The following is a 15950-nucleotide window of genomic DNA, read 5'->3' on the forward strand; positions in this document are numbered from 1 at the left end:
GTTGCTCAGCAGCCGATCAGCCGGTGTATCGCGTCCACCGTCGACACCACCCCGCCGTGCTCGTACGTCGACCGGTGCGCCGACGCGGCGGCGGACCGGATGTCGTCGTCGTCGAGCAGCCGCTGGAGGATCGTGGCCAGCCGGCTGGGCCGGAGTACCGCCAGGTCACCGGTGACGCTGGTGCCCAGCTCGGCGAGGCGGGTGGCGTTGTACCGCCGCTCGTAGTGCCGGCCGGGCACGGCCAGCGCCGGTACGCCGTGGCAGAGCGAGGCCAGCGCGGTGGCCTGCCCACCGTGGAAGACCACCGCGCCGGCCCGGCCCAGCAACGCCTCGAACGGCAGGTAGGAGAAGACCTCGCAGTGCGCCGAGACGCGGCCGGTGGGCCCACCGGCCCGGGCCACGCACCAGAGCACCGCCCCGGCCCGCTCGGCGGCGGTGGCCAGCGCCTCCACCACCCGGGGTACGCCCCACGGCGCGTTGCTGGCGTAGGCCAGCACCAGCCGGTCCGGCACCGGTCGGCTCCACGGCGGTTCGGCCTCGGTCATCGGGCGCAGATAGCCGGTGTAGAGCGTGTTCGGCAGGTCGACGAAGTCCGGCTCGAAGATCGGCACCGAGGTGACCATCCGCAGGTCGGCCCGCCAGAAGACGAGTTCGCTGATGGAGCGTACGGTCAGTGCCGACCAGGTGCTGGCGAGCTGACCGGCCATCTCGTCGAGCGGATGCGTGCCGGACGCCTGGACCCGGGGATCGGTCGACCACCCGCCGCACGAGGCGAGCGGAATGCCGTGCCGGGCCGCCGTGATCGGCGCCGTCAGCCGCATGTGTGAGACCAGGGCGTCCGGCCGTACCGCCTGCACGGCCTCCTCCTCGGAGCGCAGCACCCGGTCCCAGAAGGCCCGGTCGTCGAAGCCGAGGGCGGTGCAGACGTCGTAGAAGGTGTCGACGGCCCGGGGTGTCTCCCGCGGCGGGACCCCCTCGACCGGAAGCACCTCGAAGCCCTGCCGGCGGAGCAGTTCGGCGGTGGGCGGGCAGGCGTGGAAGACGGCCCGGTCGCCCCGGCCGCGGCACTCCTGGGCTAGGGCGACCAGGTTCATCACCGAGCCCCAGCTACCCGACGTGGACGGGTAGGGCAGGAACAGGACGGTCGCGCCGGCCATCAGTCCCGCACCGGCGGCGGGGGTTCGCGGTGTCGCATGGCGGGGTTCCCTCGGCTCGTCCTGCCGGCCAGTCTGCGCCCCGGCGCGGCACCGGACAAGGTGGACCGTCGGCTCGCGTTCAACTGCGGAAAGCGCCAGTTGGCGGCGGTTTCCGCGCCCCTATTGCACCGCACCGCGATGCGAAAGAATCGGCGGGCGCACGGCCGTCTCCGGGGTGAGCCGACGGGCCGCCGCGTCGCGCTGCCGGAGCCGTACCGGTTGGCAGCGCAGGCCCGACGCCTTGGAGGTGGTCCGTCCGATGCGACCCGGTGCGTCACTCGACCCCACCGGCGATCCGCTCACCTTCGGGCAGGAACAGCTGCGGCTGGTCGAGCAGATGAGCGACCCGGAGACCCTGGTGTACGCGCTGCGTCTGCCGCTGCGCGACGGCGTCGCCCCCGAGCCGGTGCTGGCCGCGCTGACCCGGATCGTCCGGGCGCGCGACGCGTTGCGGATGTCGGTGCTGCCGGGGGAGCCGGAGACGCAGCTGACGTACCCGACCCGACCGGTGCAGCAGTTGCCGGCCGGCGCGGACCCCCGGGTCTACGGGGCGATCGGTCCGTCGACGACCGCCGGCCGGATCCCGTGCTTCTTCGCCATCGACGAGGGGTCGGATCCGCCCAGGCTGATCCTGCACCTGCACCACGTCTTCGTGGACGGCTGGTCGGCGTCGCTGATCGCCAGGGACTTCTACCGGTACCACGCCGCGCTCCGCGCTGGCCGGCCCGTCCCGTCCGGTCCGCCGGCCGGCTCGTTCGGGGCGTACGCCCGGGCATCCCGGCAGGCGATGACCGGGGAGCGGTTGGCGAGCCACCTCGCGTTCTGGGCCGAGGAGCTGCGCGACGCGGAGCCGCTCAGGCTGCCGTACCCGGTCCGGCCCTGGCAGCCGGGTCTCCGGACGGGACGCTTCCCGGCGCTGGTCTTCGAGGTGGACGGCTGCACCATGGCCGGGCTGGATGCCCGCTCGCGGCCGCTCGGCGGGCACGGGTCGGCGGCCATCCTGGCCGGCTTCGCCAGCGCGGTCGGCGCCCTGACCGGGCAGCGGGACCTGCTGCTACAGACGCCGCTCACCGATCGCGGCAGCGCCAGCCGGCGGAACCTGGTGGGGTCGCTGGTCAACCTCTGCGTGCTGCGGATGCGGATGCCGGCCCGCCCGGACCCGGAGGCCACGATCCGGAGCGCTGCCGGGGTGCTGCGCCGGGCGATGCGCCAGCAGAGCGGCCCGTTCCAGCGGGACGGCCGGCACACCGAGAGCGGCCGGGTCCTCAACCTCTCGCCCAAGGTGACGATCGCCTTCAACCAGGACATCGGCAGCCGGCTCCGACTCGGGGTGGTACTGCGCAGCGCTCCGGCCGACGCCGAACGGGACGGGCCGTGCCTGGTCTGGGACGCCGAGAGTGGCTGTATCGACGATCTGCACCTGGAGGTCCTGGCGAGTCCACCGGACCTGCCGCTGCGATTCAAGATCACTTATCGGGCCGACCTGTGGCACCGGGACGGGATCAGAGCCCTCGGTACGGACCTCGCGGAACGGCTGCTGCGGATGTCCACCGACGCCGCCACGGTGGGAGGTGTACGTCGATGACGGACCCGGGGTACCGGTCCGCCGGTCAGCTCATCTCGGCCCGGGCGGCGCTGGTGCCGGACCGGGTCGCGGTCCGGGACGGTCACCGAACCCTGACCTACGCCGAACTGGACGCCCGGGCCGACCGCTGGGCCGCCGAGCTGCGTCGGCGCGGCGTCGGCCCGGAACAGCTCGTCGGGCTGCTGATGGAGCGCTCGGCCGAGCTGGTCGTGAGCTGCCTGGCCGTGCTCAAGGCCGGAGCCGGGTACGTCCCGCTGGAACCCGGGCACCCGGTGGCCCGGCTGCGGACGATGCTCGACGACTGCGGCGCCCGGCTGGTGCTGACCCAGCCGGCCCGGCGGCAACTCGCCGACGACCTCGGCGTACCGGCGCTCGCGGTGACCCTGGAACAGGCCGACCCCGGCGCCGAGCAGCTCGACGGTGTCGGGGAGGTCGGCGCCGAGGTGGAGTCGGCCGGTCCGGGGAACCTGGCGTACGTCATCTACACCTCCGGCTCGACCGGCCGGCCGAAGGGTGTCCAGATCGAACACCGGTCGCTGCTGAACTACCTCGACTGGGCGAGCCGGGCGTACGGCCCGGACGGGATCGGCACCGTACCGCTGCACTCGCCGCTGGCCTTCGACTTCACCGTCACCAACCTGCTGCTGCCGTTGGCCGCCGGTGGCACCGTCGAGGTGCTCGAAGACTACCGGCGGCTGCTCTCCGACGAGGTCGGGGCGGGCCGGCCGTACACCTTCGTCAAGCTGACCCCCGCGCACCTGGCCGTGATCGGCCGGGAGCTGTCGCCGGACCGGCTGGCCGCGCTGACCGGCCAGCTCGTGGTCGGCGGTGCGGCGCTGTTCGCCGACACGCTGGCTCCGTGGCGGGAGTCGCCGGAGCCGGTCGTGGTGGTCAACGAGTACGGCCCCACCGAGGCGACCGTCGGATGCTGCGTACACCGGGCGGCGGTGCCGGAGCTGACCGGACCGGCGGTACCGATCGGGCGGCCGATCGCGAACACCGCGATCCATCTCCTGGACGAGGAGCTGAACCCGGTACCGGAGGGCGCGGTCGGGGAGATCTTCATCGGCGGGGTCGGGGTGGCCCGGGGCTACCTGGGGCGGCCGGGCCTGACCGCGCGCTGCTTCCTGCCGGACCCGTTCGCCGTCGAGCCCGGCGGCCGGCTCTACCGGACCGGCGACCTGGCGCGCCGCCGCCCGGACGGCGAGCTGGAGTTTGTGGGCCGGTCGGACGACCAGGTCAAGATCCGGGGCTGGCGGGTGGAGCCGGGCGAGATCGAGGCGGCGATGCTCACCCACCCGGACCTGGCCGAGGCCGTGGTCGTCGCGGGACAGGACCGGCACGGGGACCACCGGCTGGTCGGCTACTTCGTCGCCGCCGCCGACCGGGTGCCGGACCCGGCCGCGCTGCGCGCACACCTGCTCCGGATACTGCCGGAATACCTGCTGCCGGCCGCGTTCGTGCCGCTCGCCGCGCTGCCGCTGACCGGCAACGGCAAGGTGGACCGGCGGGCGCTGCCGGAACCGGACGCCCGCCAGCTCGGGCAGGCCGAGAAGTCGCCCGAGCCGGCGACCCCGACCGAACGGACGGTGGCCGAACTCTGGGCCGACGTGCTGGGGGTGTCCCGGGTGGGCCGGGACGACAACTTCTTCGAACTCGGCGGACACTCCCTCACGGCGGCCCGGCTGGCCGGCCAGTTGCGGCGGACGCTCGGGTTGCGGGTCCCGTTCGGTACCCTCTTCGAGCACCCAACACTGGCCGGCTTCGCCGCCGAGCTGGACCGGGTCGGTCGGCCGACCACCGCGCACCAGGTGCGGCCCACCGGCTCGCCGGGGCCGTTCCCGCTCTCCTTCGCCCAGCAGCGGCTGTGGTTCCTGGCCCAGCTCCAGCCCGAGTCGGCGGACTACAACGTGCCGCTGGTGATGCGGCTGGGCGGGCCGTTGCGGGTCGACCAACTCCGCACGGCGCTGGAGACGGTGGTCGAGCGGCACTCGGTGCTGCGCAGCGTATTCCCGGTCACCGACGGCCACCCCCGGCAGGTGGTGCGGCCGGCGACCGCGAGCGCGCTGTCGGCGGTCGACGTGCCCGCCGACCCGGAGACCCTCCGCCGACTGGTCTCCGACGAGGTGGCCCGGCCGTTCCACCTGGCCGAGGAGCCGCCGCTGCGGGCCCGGTTGCTGCGGGTCGGGCCCACCGACCACGTACTGGTGCTGACCCTGCACCACATCGCGGTGGACGCCCGGTCGATCGAGCTGCTCCGTACGGAGCTGGCCCGGGCGTACTCCGCGGCCTGCCTGGGGCGCCCCGCCGAGCTGCCCGAGCTGCCGGTGCAGTACGTCGACTACACCGTGTGGCAGCGGCAGCTCGTGCACTCCGGGGCGCTGCGCGGCCAGCTCGACCACTGGCAGCAGCGGCTCGCCGGACTGCCCGTCCTCGACCTGCCCGGCACCGGTGTGCGCAGCCGGATCCGCTCCGGGGCGGGGGCGGCGCTGAGCTTCGCCGTCGAGCCCCCGGTGGTCGAGGGCCTCCGCGCGTTGACCCGGAGCGCCGGGGTGACCACGAACATCGTCGCGCTGGCGGCGTTCGCGGTGTTGCTGCACCGCCTGGCCGGGCAGGACGACATCGGGATCGGCTCGCCGGTGGTACGCCGGGCGGAATCCGGGGTGGACGATCTCGTCGGGTGCTTCCTCAACATGGTGACGCTGCGGATCGACGTCTCGGCGGAGCCGACCTTCACCGAGCTGCTGCGGCGGGTCCGGGAGACCACCGCGACGGCGATCGAGAACTCCGACGTCCCCTTCGAGCTGGTCGTCGACGAGGTGGTGGTGGACCGGGACACCAGCCGGCCGCCGCTGTTCCAGGTCTCCTTCAGCCACCAGCTGGAACGCCCGCCGACGGAGGAGGAGTTCCACGACCTGGCGGTGCTGCCGTTCCGGGTCGAGCAGCGTACCGCGAAGTTCGAACTCACCCTGGCGGTCACCGAGTCCGCCGCCGGGCTGCGGGGCAGCTGGGAGTACAGCACCGAACTCTTCGACGAGGCGATGGTCCGGCGGATGTCGGCGTACTACCAGGCGATCCTGCGGGCGGTGGTGCGCGACCCCGGGCAGCCGGTCGGCGCCCTGCCCGTCGCCGAGGAGTCACCGGCCGGACCGGCGGTGTACGGCCCGGTCGTCGAGATCCCGCCCCGGTGCGCGCACGAGCTGGTGGCCGAGCAGGCGGCCCGTACCCCGGACGCCACGGCGGTCACCTCCGGCGGCCGGTCGGTGACGTACGCGGAACTGGACCGTCGGGCCGCCGCGCTGGCCGCCCGGCTCCGTCGACGGGGCGTCGGGCCCGGGAGCCTGGTCGGGCTCTATCTGGAGCGCGGCGTGGATCTCGTGGTGGCCCTGCTCGGAGTCTGGAAGGCCGGCGGTGCGTACGTCCCGCTGGACCCCGCCGTCCCGGCGGAGCGGGTGGCCCAGGCCCTGTCGGACACCAAGGCACCGATCGTGGTGACCCAGCGCGCCCTGGCCGGAGCCCTACCCGACGGCGGCCCCGCACCGCTCCTGCTCGCCGACGCCGACGCCGATGCCGGCGCGCTGGGTGCCGATGCCGATGCCGACGCCGGCGCGGCCGACGCCGGAGCCGAAGCCGGGACCCACGCCGTCCTCGGCGCCGGGCCGGCCGACCCCGCCGACCTCGCCTACGTGATCTTCACCTCGGGCTCCACCGGACGACCGAAGGGGGTGCAGGTCAGCCACGCGGCGGTGGTGAACCTGCTGACCTCCTTCGCCGCACTGCTGCGCCCGGAACCCCGGGACGCCCTGGTCGCGGTGACCACCCTCTCCTTCGACATCTCCGTGCTGGAGTTGCTGCTGCCGCTGGTCACCGGGGGACGGGTGATCGTCGCGCAGCGCGCGCAGACCACCGACCCGCTGGCGCTGCACGCCCTGGTGCGCGACGAGGGCGGCACCGTCATGCAGGCCACTCCGGCGACCTGGCGGATGCTGACCGAGTCGGTCGGGGTGCCGCCGGGGCTGCGGATCCGGCTCTGCGGCGGCGAGCGACTGCCGGCGGACCTGGCCGGCGAACTGCTCGCCCCGGAGAGCACGCTCTGGAACGTGTACGGCCCGACCGAGACCACGGTGTGGTCCACGGCCGGCGTGGTGGACGGTACGGCGGCACCGATCACGATCGGCGCCCCGATCGCGAACACCGGCCTCTACGTGCTGGACTCGCGGCTGGCCCCGACGCCGGTCGGCGTGGTCGGCGAGATCTACCTCGGCGGTGCCGGCGTGGCGCGCGGCTATCACGGCCAGCCCGGGTTGACCGCGGCGCGATTCCGGCCCGACCCGTTCGCGGCTGCGCCGGGGCGGCGGATGTACCGCACCGGCGACCTGGGCCGGCGACGCCCGGACGGGACCGTCGAGTTCCTCGGCCGGGTCGACCAGCAGATCAAGATCCGTGGACACCGGGTGGAGCCGGCCGAGATCGAGCTGGCGCTGCTCGGGCACCCGGCGGTACGCCAGGCCGTGGTGGTGGGCCGGACCGACGACGCGGGCGGGGTACGGCTGGTGGCGTACCTGGTCGGCGACGGTGGCCGGCTGCCCGACCCGCCGGCCCTGCGCGACCACCTGCGGCACCGGCTGCCCGACTACATGGTGCCGGCCGCCTTCGTCGACCTGCCGGCGCTGCCGTTGACCCCGAACGGCAAGCTCGACCGGGGGGCACTGCCGGCGCCCGACCAGAGTGCCGGGCAGTCCACCGGATACGCCCCGCCGTCCACCCCCACCCAGGAACTCCTGGCCGGGATCTGGGCGGACGTGCTGGGGCTGGACGACGTCGGGATCGAGGACAACTTCTTCGAGCTGGGTGGCGACTCGATCCTCGGTATCCAGGTCGTCTCCCGGGCCCGTGACGCGGGTCTCTGGCTCGTCCCCGCCCAGGTGTTCGAGTTCCAGACCGTGGCCGAGCTGGCCAGGATCGTCGACGCCGACGCGGCGCCGACCGTCGTCCGCGGCGCGGCGGCCGGCCCGGTCCCGCTCACTCCGGGGCAGCGGGACCTGCTCGACCCGGCCGGGACCCCGGCGGTCCGGGCCGTCGCCGTCGAACTGCCGCCCGGACTCGGCGAGCCGGCCGTGGCGGAGGTGCTGGCCGCACTCGCCGAGCAGCACGACATGCTGCGGGCCCGGCTGCTGGTCGACGCGCAGGGCCGGCGGCTGTCGGTGCCGGCCGTCGGGCCGGTGCCGCTGTCGATCCGACAGGTCGACGGCGGTGCCACGGATCCCTCGTCGGCGCTGCGCGACGCCGCCGAGACGCTCGCCGCGACGATCGTCGAGACCAGCACCGCCGCGCCGCCCGACGGCACCCCGAGCGGTCCGCTGGTCCGGGCCGCCCTGGTCGGCGGGTCCTCCGGAGACCGCCACCTGGTGCTCGTGGCGCTGCGCCGGCTGCTCGACCGGGCCTCCTGGCGGATCGTCACGGCCGACATCGGCACCCTGTGCGCGCGGATCGCCGCCGGCCGGCCGGTTCGGCTGCCGGAGCCGACCACCTCCTACCGGTACTGGGCCGAGCGGATCAGCCGCTACGCGGAATCCGGCGCGGCCCGGGCCGAGGCCGACTACTGGCTGATGGCCGACGAGCCCGCCCCGGCGCTGCCCCCGGACGGCCCCGACCCGACGGCCCGCCCGGAGACCGTCCCCGCCCGGTCGGTGGTGGCGGAGCTGAGCGCGGCCGAAACCGCCGGGCTGACCGGTGTCGCGGCCGAGTGGTTCGGGGTGACCCCGGCGGAACTGGTACTCGCCGCCCTGGTCCTGACGGCGACGGCCGAGACCCGGGGCGGCGCGCTCGCGGTACGCCTGCGCGACGACGGACGCGACTCGCCGTTCCCGGAGGTCGACCTCAGCCGCACGGTCGGGCGGCTGACCGGCAGTTGTCCGGTACGGCTGCCGGCGGTCGCCGGTGACATCACCGCCACCGCCCGGGCGGTGGCCCGGGAGCTGCGCCGGGTTCCCCGCGCCGGCCTGGCGTACGGGGTGCTGCGGCACCTGTCACCCGACGAGGAGCTGCGGGCCCGACTGGCCCGGGTCGATGCCGAGACGGTCGGGTTCGCGTTCGACGGCGTGCCGCTCGACGCCGGTGTCCGGACGGTGCCGCTCGGCCCCGCCGAGCCGGTACCGGGGCTCGACGTCCGGTGCGAGGTGGCCGCCGGTCGGCTGCGGATCACCTGGGCGTACCCGGCCGGCCGGCACCGGGCGGAGACGATCCAACGGCTCTGCGCGAACCTCGTCGACCGGCTGCGGGCCGCCCTGGCCCAGGGGCTGGCCGGCTGCGTCGACGGGCCCGGCAGACCGGCGCGACACCCGCTGGCGACCCTGACCGGCGCCCAGCTCGACGACGTCTGCGCCGAGCCGGGCGTACGCGAGGTGTACCCGCTCACCCCCGCCCAGCACGGGATGCTCTTCCACTCCCTCTACAGCCCCGGCGAGGGCATGTACCTCAACCAGACCAGCTTCACCCTGACCGGACAGTTCCACCCGGAACTGTTCCGGACCGCGCTGACGGCCGTGGCCCGCCGGCACGACGCGCTGCGTACGGCGATCCGCTGGCGGCGGCTGGCCGAACCGCACCAGGTGGTGCACGCCGAGGTGGTGCCGCCGCTGACCGTCGTCGACCGGTCCGGGACGGCGTCGTCGTCGTTCCGGATCGCCGACATCCTCGCCGAGGACGGCCGGCTCGACCTGGAGTTCTCCACCGCACCGCTGTACCGGGTCACCGCCGTCCGGCTCGCCGACGACCTGCACCACCTGGTCTGGACCAACCACCACGCGATCATGGACGGCTGGAGCAGCAGCCTGGTGTTCACCGAGTGCTTCCAGGCGTACGCGAACCTGCTGGCCGGCCGACCCGTGGACGACGAGCCCGCGGCACCGTACCGGGACTACGTACGGTGGATCCAGACCCGGACCCCCGGGCCGGAGCGACGGTTCTGGCGCGAGCTGCTGGCCGACCTCCCGCACCCGGCCGGCCTGCCGAAACCCGTCGCCGACGCCGGCACGCCGGCCCGGACCGGCCCGGAGGGCGCCGGCCCGTCGGCGGAACGCGTGCTGCGGCGGGAACTCTCCGCCGAGTTCACCACCGAGGTGGAACTCTTCTGCAAGCGTCGCCGGCTGACCCTCGGCGCCCTGGTCTACGGCGCCTGGGCGGTGGCGCTCAGCCGGGTCACCGGCGACCGCGACCTCGTCTTCGGGGTGATCCTCTCCGGCCGGTCGGCGCCGCTTCCGGGCATCGAGCGGATGGCCGGGCTCCTCTCGACCACCCTGCCGATGCGGGTACGGCTGCCCCGGCACGACGACGTGGCGACCTTCCTCAGGGAGGTGCAGTCGACGCTGATCGGGCTGGGCCGGTTCGAGTACATGTCGGTGGCCGAGGCGCAGCGGGCGGCCGGGTCACCGCCGGGCCGGCCGCTCTTCGACACCACCGTCGGGGTGCAGAACTTCCCGCTGTTCAAGGGCGGACGGTACCCGGCCGGGGAGACCCTGTCGGTGCGCCGGGGGCCGGGAGCCGGCCGGAACAACTATCCGCTCACCGTCGAGGTGCACCCGGACGCCCGGCTCGGGCTGCGCGTCCGGTTCGACCCGGCGACGGTGGCGGAGGCGGCGGCGCGGCAGGTCACCGACGAGTTCTGTGCCGCCCTCACCCGGCTGGTGGCGGAGGATCCGCGTGCCTGGTGAGCTGTTGGTGAGGACGGGTGGTCAGGTCGACGAGGGCGGGGGCAGCGTGGACGTACTGGAGACGTACGAGTCGAGGGTCCGGTACTACTGCCGGCGGTGGCCGGCGGTCTTCGCCCGGGCCGAGGGCGCCCGGCTGTACGACGAGGACGGCCGGGAGTACCTGGACTTCTTCGCCGGCGCGGCGACGCTCAACTACGGTCACAACCCGCCGGAGCTGGTCGAGGCGGTGATCGACTACCTGCGCTCCGGCGGGCTGGTGCACGGGCTGGACACGGCGACGGTGGCCAAGCGCGAGTTCGTCCGGGCACTCTCCGACGTGGTACTGGCGCCGCGCGGGCTCGACTACCGGATCCAGTTCACCGGGCCGACCGGCACCAGCGCGGTCGAGGCGGCGCTCCGGGTGGCCCGGAAGGCGACCGGGCGACGCCGGGTGGTCTGCCTCACCGGCGCCTACCACGGGATGACGGTCGACTCGATCGCGGTCTCCGACATCTCCGGGCCGGCCGGGCTGCCCACCCTGGACCCGGCCGGGGTGACCCGGGTGCCGCACGAGATGGACGCGCCCGGCACCGAGCACGCGCTGGCCGCCCTGGCGAGCGCGCTCGACGGCCCGGACGGCGCACCGGCGGCGTTCGTCGTCGAGACCCTCCAGGGCGAGGGCGGCGTCCGGCCGCTGTCGGCGCGGTACCTGAGCGAGGCACAGGCGCTCTGCCGGCGTACCGGGACGATCCTGATCGTGGACGACATCCAGGCCGGCGGTGGGCGTACCGGACCGTTCTTCTCGTTCGAGTCCGCCGGGCTGCGGCCCGACGTCGTCTGCCTGTCGAAGTCGATCAGCGGCCTCGGGCTTCCGCTCAGCCTGGTACTCATCGCTCCGGAGCTGGACGTGTGGGCGCCCGGCGAGCACTCCGGAACGTTCCGGGGCAACCAGCTCGCCTTCGTCACCGGCGCGCTGGCGATCAGGCGGTGGTGGCGTACCGAGCACCTGCGCCGGGAGGTGGAGCGCAAGTCGGCGCTGCTGGCCGAGGAACTGTCCACTCTGGACGACGACGGCGAGTGCCTGGCCGGGCCGGTGCGGGGGCGCGGACTGCTGCTCGGGCTGCCCTGCCGGAGTCGCGGGGTGGCGGACCTGGTCGCCCGGTACGCCTTCGAGCAGGGCCTGCTGCTGGAGACCTGCGGTCGGGACGGCGAGGTGTTGAAGCTCTGCCCGCCGCTGACGGTGACCGACGCGGAGCTGCGGCGCGGCGTCGGCACGCTGGCGGCGGCGCTGCGCCGGGCGGGTGACCGGCACGGCGCCGGCCAGGTGGTGGCGGTACGACCCGGCTGACCCGCCGGGCGCGGCCGTAACGGGATCCCGGGGCCGGGGACGGGGCCGGCAGTCGATCCATCGCCTCCGCCGGCAGGCGAGGCATTGGCTCCACCGGCCCGAGGAGAGTCGTATCGAGGGGGGAGACCCGAATGTCGTCGTCGCTGACCGCCGGATCGGCCGGCCGGCTGGCCGGTGCGCCGGGAACCGTCTGCGAGCTGCTGGGGCGTGGCGCGGCCAGCACCGGGCCGCCGGCGCCGGCCGGCCGGTACGAGCAGAGCGCGCGCGGGTACGGGCGGGGCTTCGCCGAGCAGGGCTATCCGGACGGGTCACTGGTGCTGATCGCCCTGCGCCGGCCGGCGGAGATCGTGGCGCTCACCCTCGGGGCGTGGTGGGCCGGGCACCAGGTCGCCTACGTCGCCGAGTCGGACCATGGTCGCCGGGACCGGATCGCGCTCGACCTCGGTGCGGCACTACAGGTCTGCGACCCGGGGGACATCGTCGACGAGGAGCACTTCCGGCATCGCGACGTGCCGGCCGTACCCCCGGAGAACCTGGCCCTGCCGCCCGCCTCGTGGCCGGCTCGCTGTCGGCCCTCCGATCCCGCCCTGACGACCTGGCGCGGCTTTCCGGCGGTGCCGACCGGCACGTGGTCGCACGCCGAGCTCATCGAGGCGGCGTCCGCCCCGGACGGCGACACCGACAACGGCCGGGACACCGACGACTACGGCCGGGACACCGCCAACGGCCGGGACGGCGACGTCGGCCCGGACGGGACGCTCATCGTGCCCGCCGACGCCCCGGCCGAGCAGGTGCTGCGGGCCCTGCTGCGGTCGCTGCTCACCGGGGCCGGCCCGGCCCCGGACGGCGCCGCGCGGCACCGGCCGGGAGCCCCCCGATGACGGTGCCCTTCCTGGACCTGCGCGCCGCGTACGCCGAACTCCGCACCGAACTGGACGCCGCCTACGCCCGGGTGCTGGCCTCCGGGCGGTACGTGCTCGGGCCCGAGACGGAGGCGTTCGAGGCCGAGTTCGCCGCCTTCTGCGGCGCACCGCACTGCGTCACGGTGGGCAGCGGATGCGACGCGCTGGAACTGGCCCTGCGGGCACTCGACATCGGCGACGGCGACGAGGTCATCGTGCCGTCGCACACCTTCATCGCGACCTGGTTGGCGGTGTCGGCGGCCGGCGCCCGGCCGGTGCCGGTCGAGCCGGACGAGCGGACCGGGACGATGGACCCGGCCCGGATCGAGGCCGCGATCACCGGTCGGACCAGGGCGATCATGCCGGTACACCTCTACGGCCACCCGGCCGACCTGGACGGGATCAACGAGGTGGCCGCCAGCCGGGGCCTGGCGGTGCTGGAGGACGCAGCCCAGGCCCACGGCGCCCGGTACCGTGGCCGTCGGGTGGGCGAGGGTTCGACCGTGGCGGCGTTCAGCTTCTACCCGGGCAAGAACCTCGGCGCGATGGGCGACGGCGGAGCGGTGCTGACCGCCGACGCCGGCCTGGCCGAGCGGGTACGGCTGCTGCGCAACTACGGCTCGCGGGTCAAGTACCAGCACGAGTTGCGCGGTACGAACTCGCGGCTCGACGAACTCCAGGCGGCGTTCCTGCGGGTCAAACTGGCCCACCTGCCGGAGTGGAACCGCCGTCGCGCCGAGGTGGCAACGCGGTACCTGACAGACCTCGCCGGGCTGCCCGGACTGACACTGCCCGGGGTGGCGTCCTGGGCCGAACCGGTGTGGCACCTCTTCGTGGTCCGGACGGCGGCCCGGGACCGGCTGCGGGCGGCACTGCACCGGTCCGGCGTGGAGACGATCATCCACTACCCGGTGCCGCCGCACCTCGCCCCGGCCTATGCCGGCCCCGACGTCCCGGCCGGCGGATACCCGGTCGCCGAACGCCTCGCCGACGAGGTGCTCAGCCTGCCGATCGGCCCGCACCTGTCGGCCGAGCAGGTCAAGACGGTGGTCGCCGCCGTACGCGCCGGACTGTGACCGCGCCCGGACTGTGACCGCACCGGACCGTGACCGCACCGGACCGTGACCGCACCGGACCGTGACCGCGCGGGACTGTGACCGGGCCCGGTCGCCGCGCCGAACCGGGCGGGACGGCGGCCGGCGCGGTGACGGGGCGGCGCGGTGACGGGGCGACAACCGGTCAGGTTCCGATGATCCCGCCGTCCTCCTTGCGGATCACCAGGGTGGCGGAGCGGGGCCGGCCGGCGGGATCGAAGTCGGGCCAATTGCTGACCGCGCGCGGGTTCTCCGGTGTCGGGCTGCCCCAGGCCGGGGTCAGCTCGCCGGGGTGCTGCACGTTGACGAACATCGTCCGCCGGTCCGGCGTCACGGTGATCCCGGTGATCTCGCAGCCGCGGGGACCGACGAGGAACCGGCGGATCTCGCCGGTACCCGGGTCACACGCCAGCATCGCGTTGTTGCCTATCCGGTCGTACCCCCAGCCGGGGGAGTTCAGCACGTAGTTCGACACGTCGGTCTGGATCCACAGCCGACCGTCGGGGTCGAACCACAGCCCGTCCGGCGAACCGAAGATGCCGGCGTCGTCCAACCGGACCCGGTCGTCGTACGCGGGGTCGCCGCCGAGCACGAAGACGTCCCACTCGAAGGTGGTGGCGGTGTTGTCGTCGCCGCTCTCCCGCCACCGGATGATGTGCCCGTACGGGTTGGGGGTCCGGGGAGTCACCGCGTGCGCCCAGCCGGAACCGTTGGAGAGGCTGGCGTAGACCGCCGAATTCTCCGGGTGCACGCTGATCCACTCCGGCCGGTCCAGCGGGGTCGCGCCGAGCGCGTCGGCGGCCCGCCTGGTCCGCAGCAGCACGTCGGCCTGGTCCGTCCAGCCCTGCGCCGGGGTGAGCGGCCCGTGACCGAAGCGCAGCGGCAGCCAGCGGCCGGTCCTGTCGTCGTCGAACCGGGCGACGTAGAGGGTGCCCTCGTCGAGCGGGCTGCGACCCCGGGCCCGCATCGCCGCCCAGGGGGCCGCGCTGACGTACTTGTAGATGTATTCGCCGTCCTGGTCGTCGCCGCTGTAGACCACGAGGTGGCCGCGCGACTCGGTGACGGTCGCGCCCTCGTGCTTGAACCGGCCCAGCGCCGTACGTTTCACCGGGGTGGAGTCCGGCCGGAACGGGTCGATCTCCACGACCCAGCCGAACCGGTTCGGCTCGTTCGGGTTGCGCGCCAGGTCGAACCGGGGGTCCGCCAGGTGCAGCCGGTAGTCCAGCCCGGTGCGTGAGATCCCGTACCGGTCGTGCTCGGGGCCGGGCGTCCAGGCCGGGTCGGCGGTGCCGAAGTAGATGTTGAAGTTCTCCTCGCAGGCCAGGTAGGTGCCCCAGGGGGTGACCCCGTGCGAGCAGTTGTTGAGGGTTCCCCGTGGCAGGCCGACGGCGCGCAGCGCGGGATGGCGCGGCGAGACCGGCCCCGAGTACGTCATCCGGGTCGTACCGTTGATCCGCCGGTTGAACGGTGAGTCCACCGGCCGCCAGGCGCCGTCCCGCTGCGCGATCTCCAGCACGGTCACGCCCAGCGCGGCCAGCGTCTTGTCCGACTTCTCCCGGGTCATCACCGCGTCGCCGTCGGCGTGCAGCAGCGTCCGGTCGGTGTACTCGTGGTTGACCACCAGCAGGCCGCGCCGGTTGCCGGCCGGTCCGGGGCCGCGCGGGAAGAAGTGCATGCCGTCGTGCTGCATGCCGACCTGTTCGGCCTGCTCGGCCGCGCTGTTGGTGCCGTCGGGACGCCAGGCCGGGCCGGTGGAGCGGATCGGCGTCCCCCACGGGATGATCACGTCAGCCCGGTAGCCGGCCGGCAGCGTGACGGCGTCGTCGGCGTTCGCCGCCACCGGGGCGAAGCCGAGCAGGCTCCGACCGGAGGCGCCGGCCGCCGGGACGCCGAGGGTACGCACCAGCGGCGCGCTGTCGGCGACGGCGAGGAAACCCGTCGCGGCGACCACGGTGCCGCCGCGGACCAGGGCGCGTCGGGAGACCCGGGCGTTCAGCAGGTCCCGGAACGGGGTGCTGGTCGACGGGTTGGAACGGCGATCGTCCGGGTCCGGTACGGACTGCGCTGCATGATCGATCGACATGACCGAAGGGTACGGCGAGGCGACGCCACGGTGAACGGTGCGAAAACCGCC

General features: G+C 74.5%; 7 protein-coding genes. 5 read left to right on the top strand and 2 right to left on the bottom strand.

The window, feature by feature from the left end:
* Window positions 1-5: 5 nt before the first annotated feature.
* Window positions 6-1157, bottom strand: coding sequence for a glycosyltransferase (locus C6361_RS24055; RefSeq protein WP_107269092.1), 1152 nt, complete (start codon window positions 1155-1157; stop codon window positions 6-8).
* 298 nt (window positions 1158-1455) lie between these two features.
* Between C6361_RS24055 and C6361_RS24060 the strand changes: the two genes are divergently transcribed.
* From C6361_RS24060 to C6361_RS24080, 5 genes are all read left to right on the top strand, one after another.
* Window positions 1456-2781: a condensation domain-containing protein gene (locus C6361_RS24060; protein ID WP_159079456.1), complete on the top strand. Its 1326-nt coding sequence runs from the start codon at window positions 1456-1458 to the stop codon at window positions 2779-2781.
* Window positions 2778-10493: a non-ribosomal peptide synthetase gene (locus tag C6361_RS24065; protein ID WP_107269094.1), complete on the top strand. Its 7716-nt coding sequence runs from the start codon at window positions 2778-2780 to the stop codon at window positions 10491-10493. The genes C6361_RS24060 and C6361_RS24065 overlap by 4 nt, the downstream gene beginning before the upstream one ends.
* Window position 10494: 1 nt before the next feature.
* On the top strand, window positions 10495-11820 hold the full coding sequence (locus C6361_RS24070) for a diaminobutyrate--2-oxoglutarate transaminase (RefSeq protein ID WP_199853546.1): 1326 nt from the start codon (window positions 10495-10497) through the stop codon (window positions 11818-11820).
* A 131-nt stretch (window positions 11821-11951) separates the two neighbouring features.
* Complete coding sequence (locus C6361_RS24075) at window positions 11952-12701, top strand: hypothetical protein (protein ID WP_107269096.1); 750 nt, start codon at window positions 11952-11954, stop codon at window positions 12699-12701.
* Window positions 12698-13798: a DegT/DnrJ/EryC1/StrS aminotransferase family protein gene (locus C6361_RS24080; protein WP_107269097.1), complete on the top strand. Its 1101-nt coding sequence runs from the start codon at window positions 12698-12700 to the stop codon at window positions 13796-13798. The genes C6361_RS24075 and C6361_RS24080 overlap by 4 nt, the downstream gene beginning before the upstream one ends.
* A 163-nt stretch (window positions 13799-13961) precedes the next feature.
* On the opposite strand, the gene C6361_RS24085 is transcribed toward C6361_RS24080, so the two are convergent.
* Complete coding sequence (locus C6361_RS24085; protein WP_107269098.1) at window positions 13962-15899, bottom strand: PhoX family phosphatase; 1938 nt, start codon at window positions 15897-15899, stop codon at window positions 13962-13964.
* Window positions 15900-15950: the final 51 nt, after the last annotated feature.

It is taken from the genome of Plantactinospora sp. BC1 (assembly GCF_003030345.1).
Lineage (GTDB): Bacteria > Actinomycetota > Actinomycetes > Mycobacteriales > Micromonosporaceae > Plantactinospora.

Bases quoted from the DNA above. Each gene is read 5' to 3' on its own strand.
- C6361_RS24055 (WP_107269092.1), bottom strand. From the start codon at position 1,157: ATGGCCGGCGCGACCGTCCTGTTCCTGCCCTACCCGTCCACGTCGGGT.
- C6361_RS24060 (WP_159079456.1), top strand. From the start codon at position 1,456: ATGCGACCCGGTGCGTCACTCGACCCCACCGGCGATCCGCTCACCTTC.
- C6361_RS24065 (WP_107269094.1), top strand. From the start codon at position 2,778: ATGACGGACCCGGGGTACCGGTCCGCCGGTCAGCTCATCTCGGCCCGG.
- C6361_RS24075 (WP_107269096.1), top strand. From the start codon at position 11,952: ATGTCGTCGTCGCTGACCGCCGGATCGGCCGGCCGGCTGGCCGGTGCG.
- C6361_RS24080 (WP_107269097.1), top strand. From the start codon at position 12,698: ATGACGGTGCCCTTCCTGGACCTGCGCGCCGCGTACGCCGAACTCCGC.
- C6361_RS24085 (WP_107269098.1), bottom strand. From the start codon at position 15,899: ATGTCGATCGATCATGCAGCGCAGTCCGTACCGGACCCGGACGATCGC.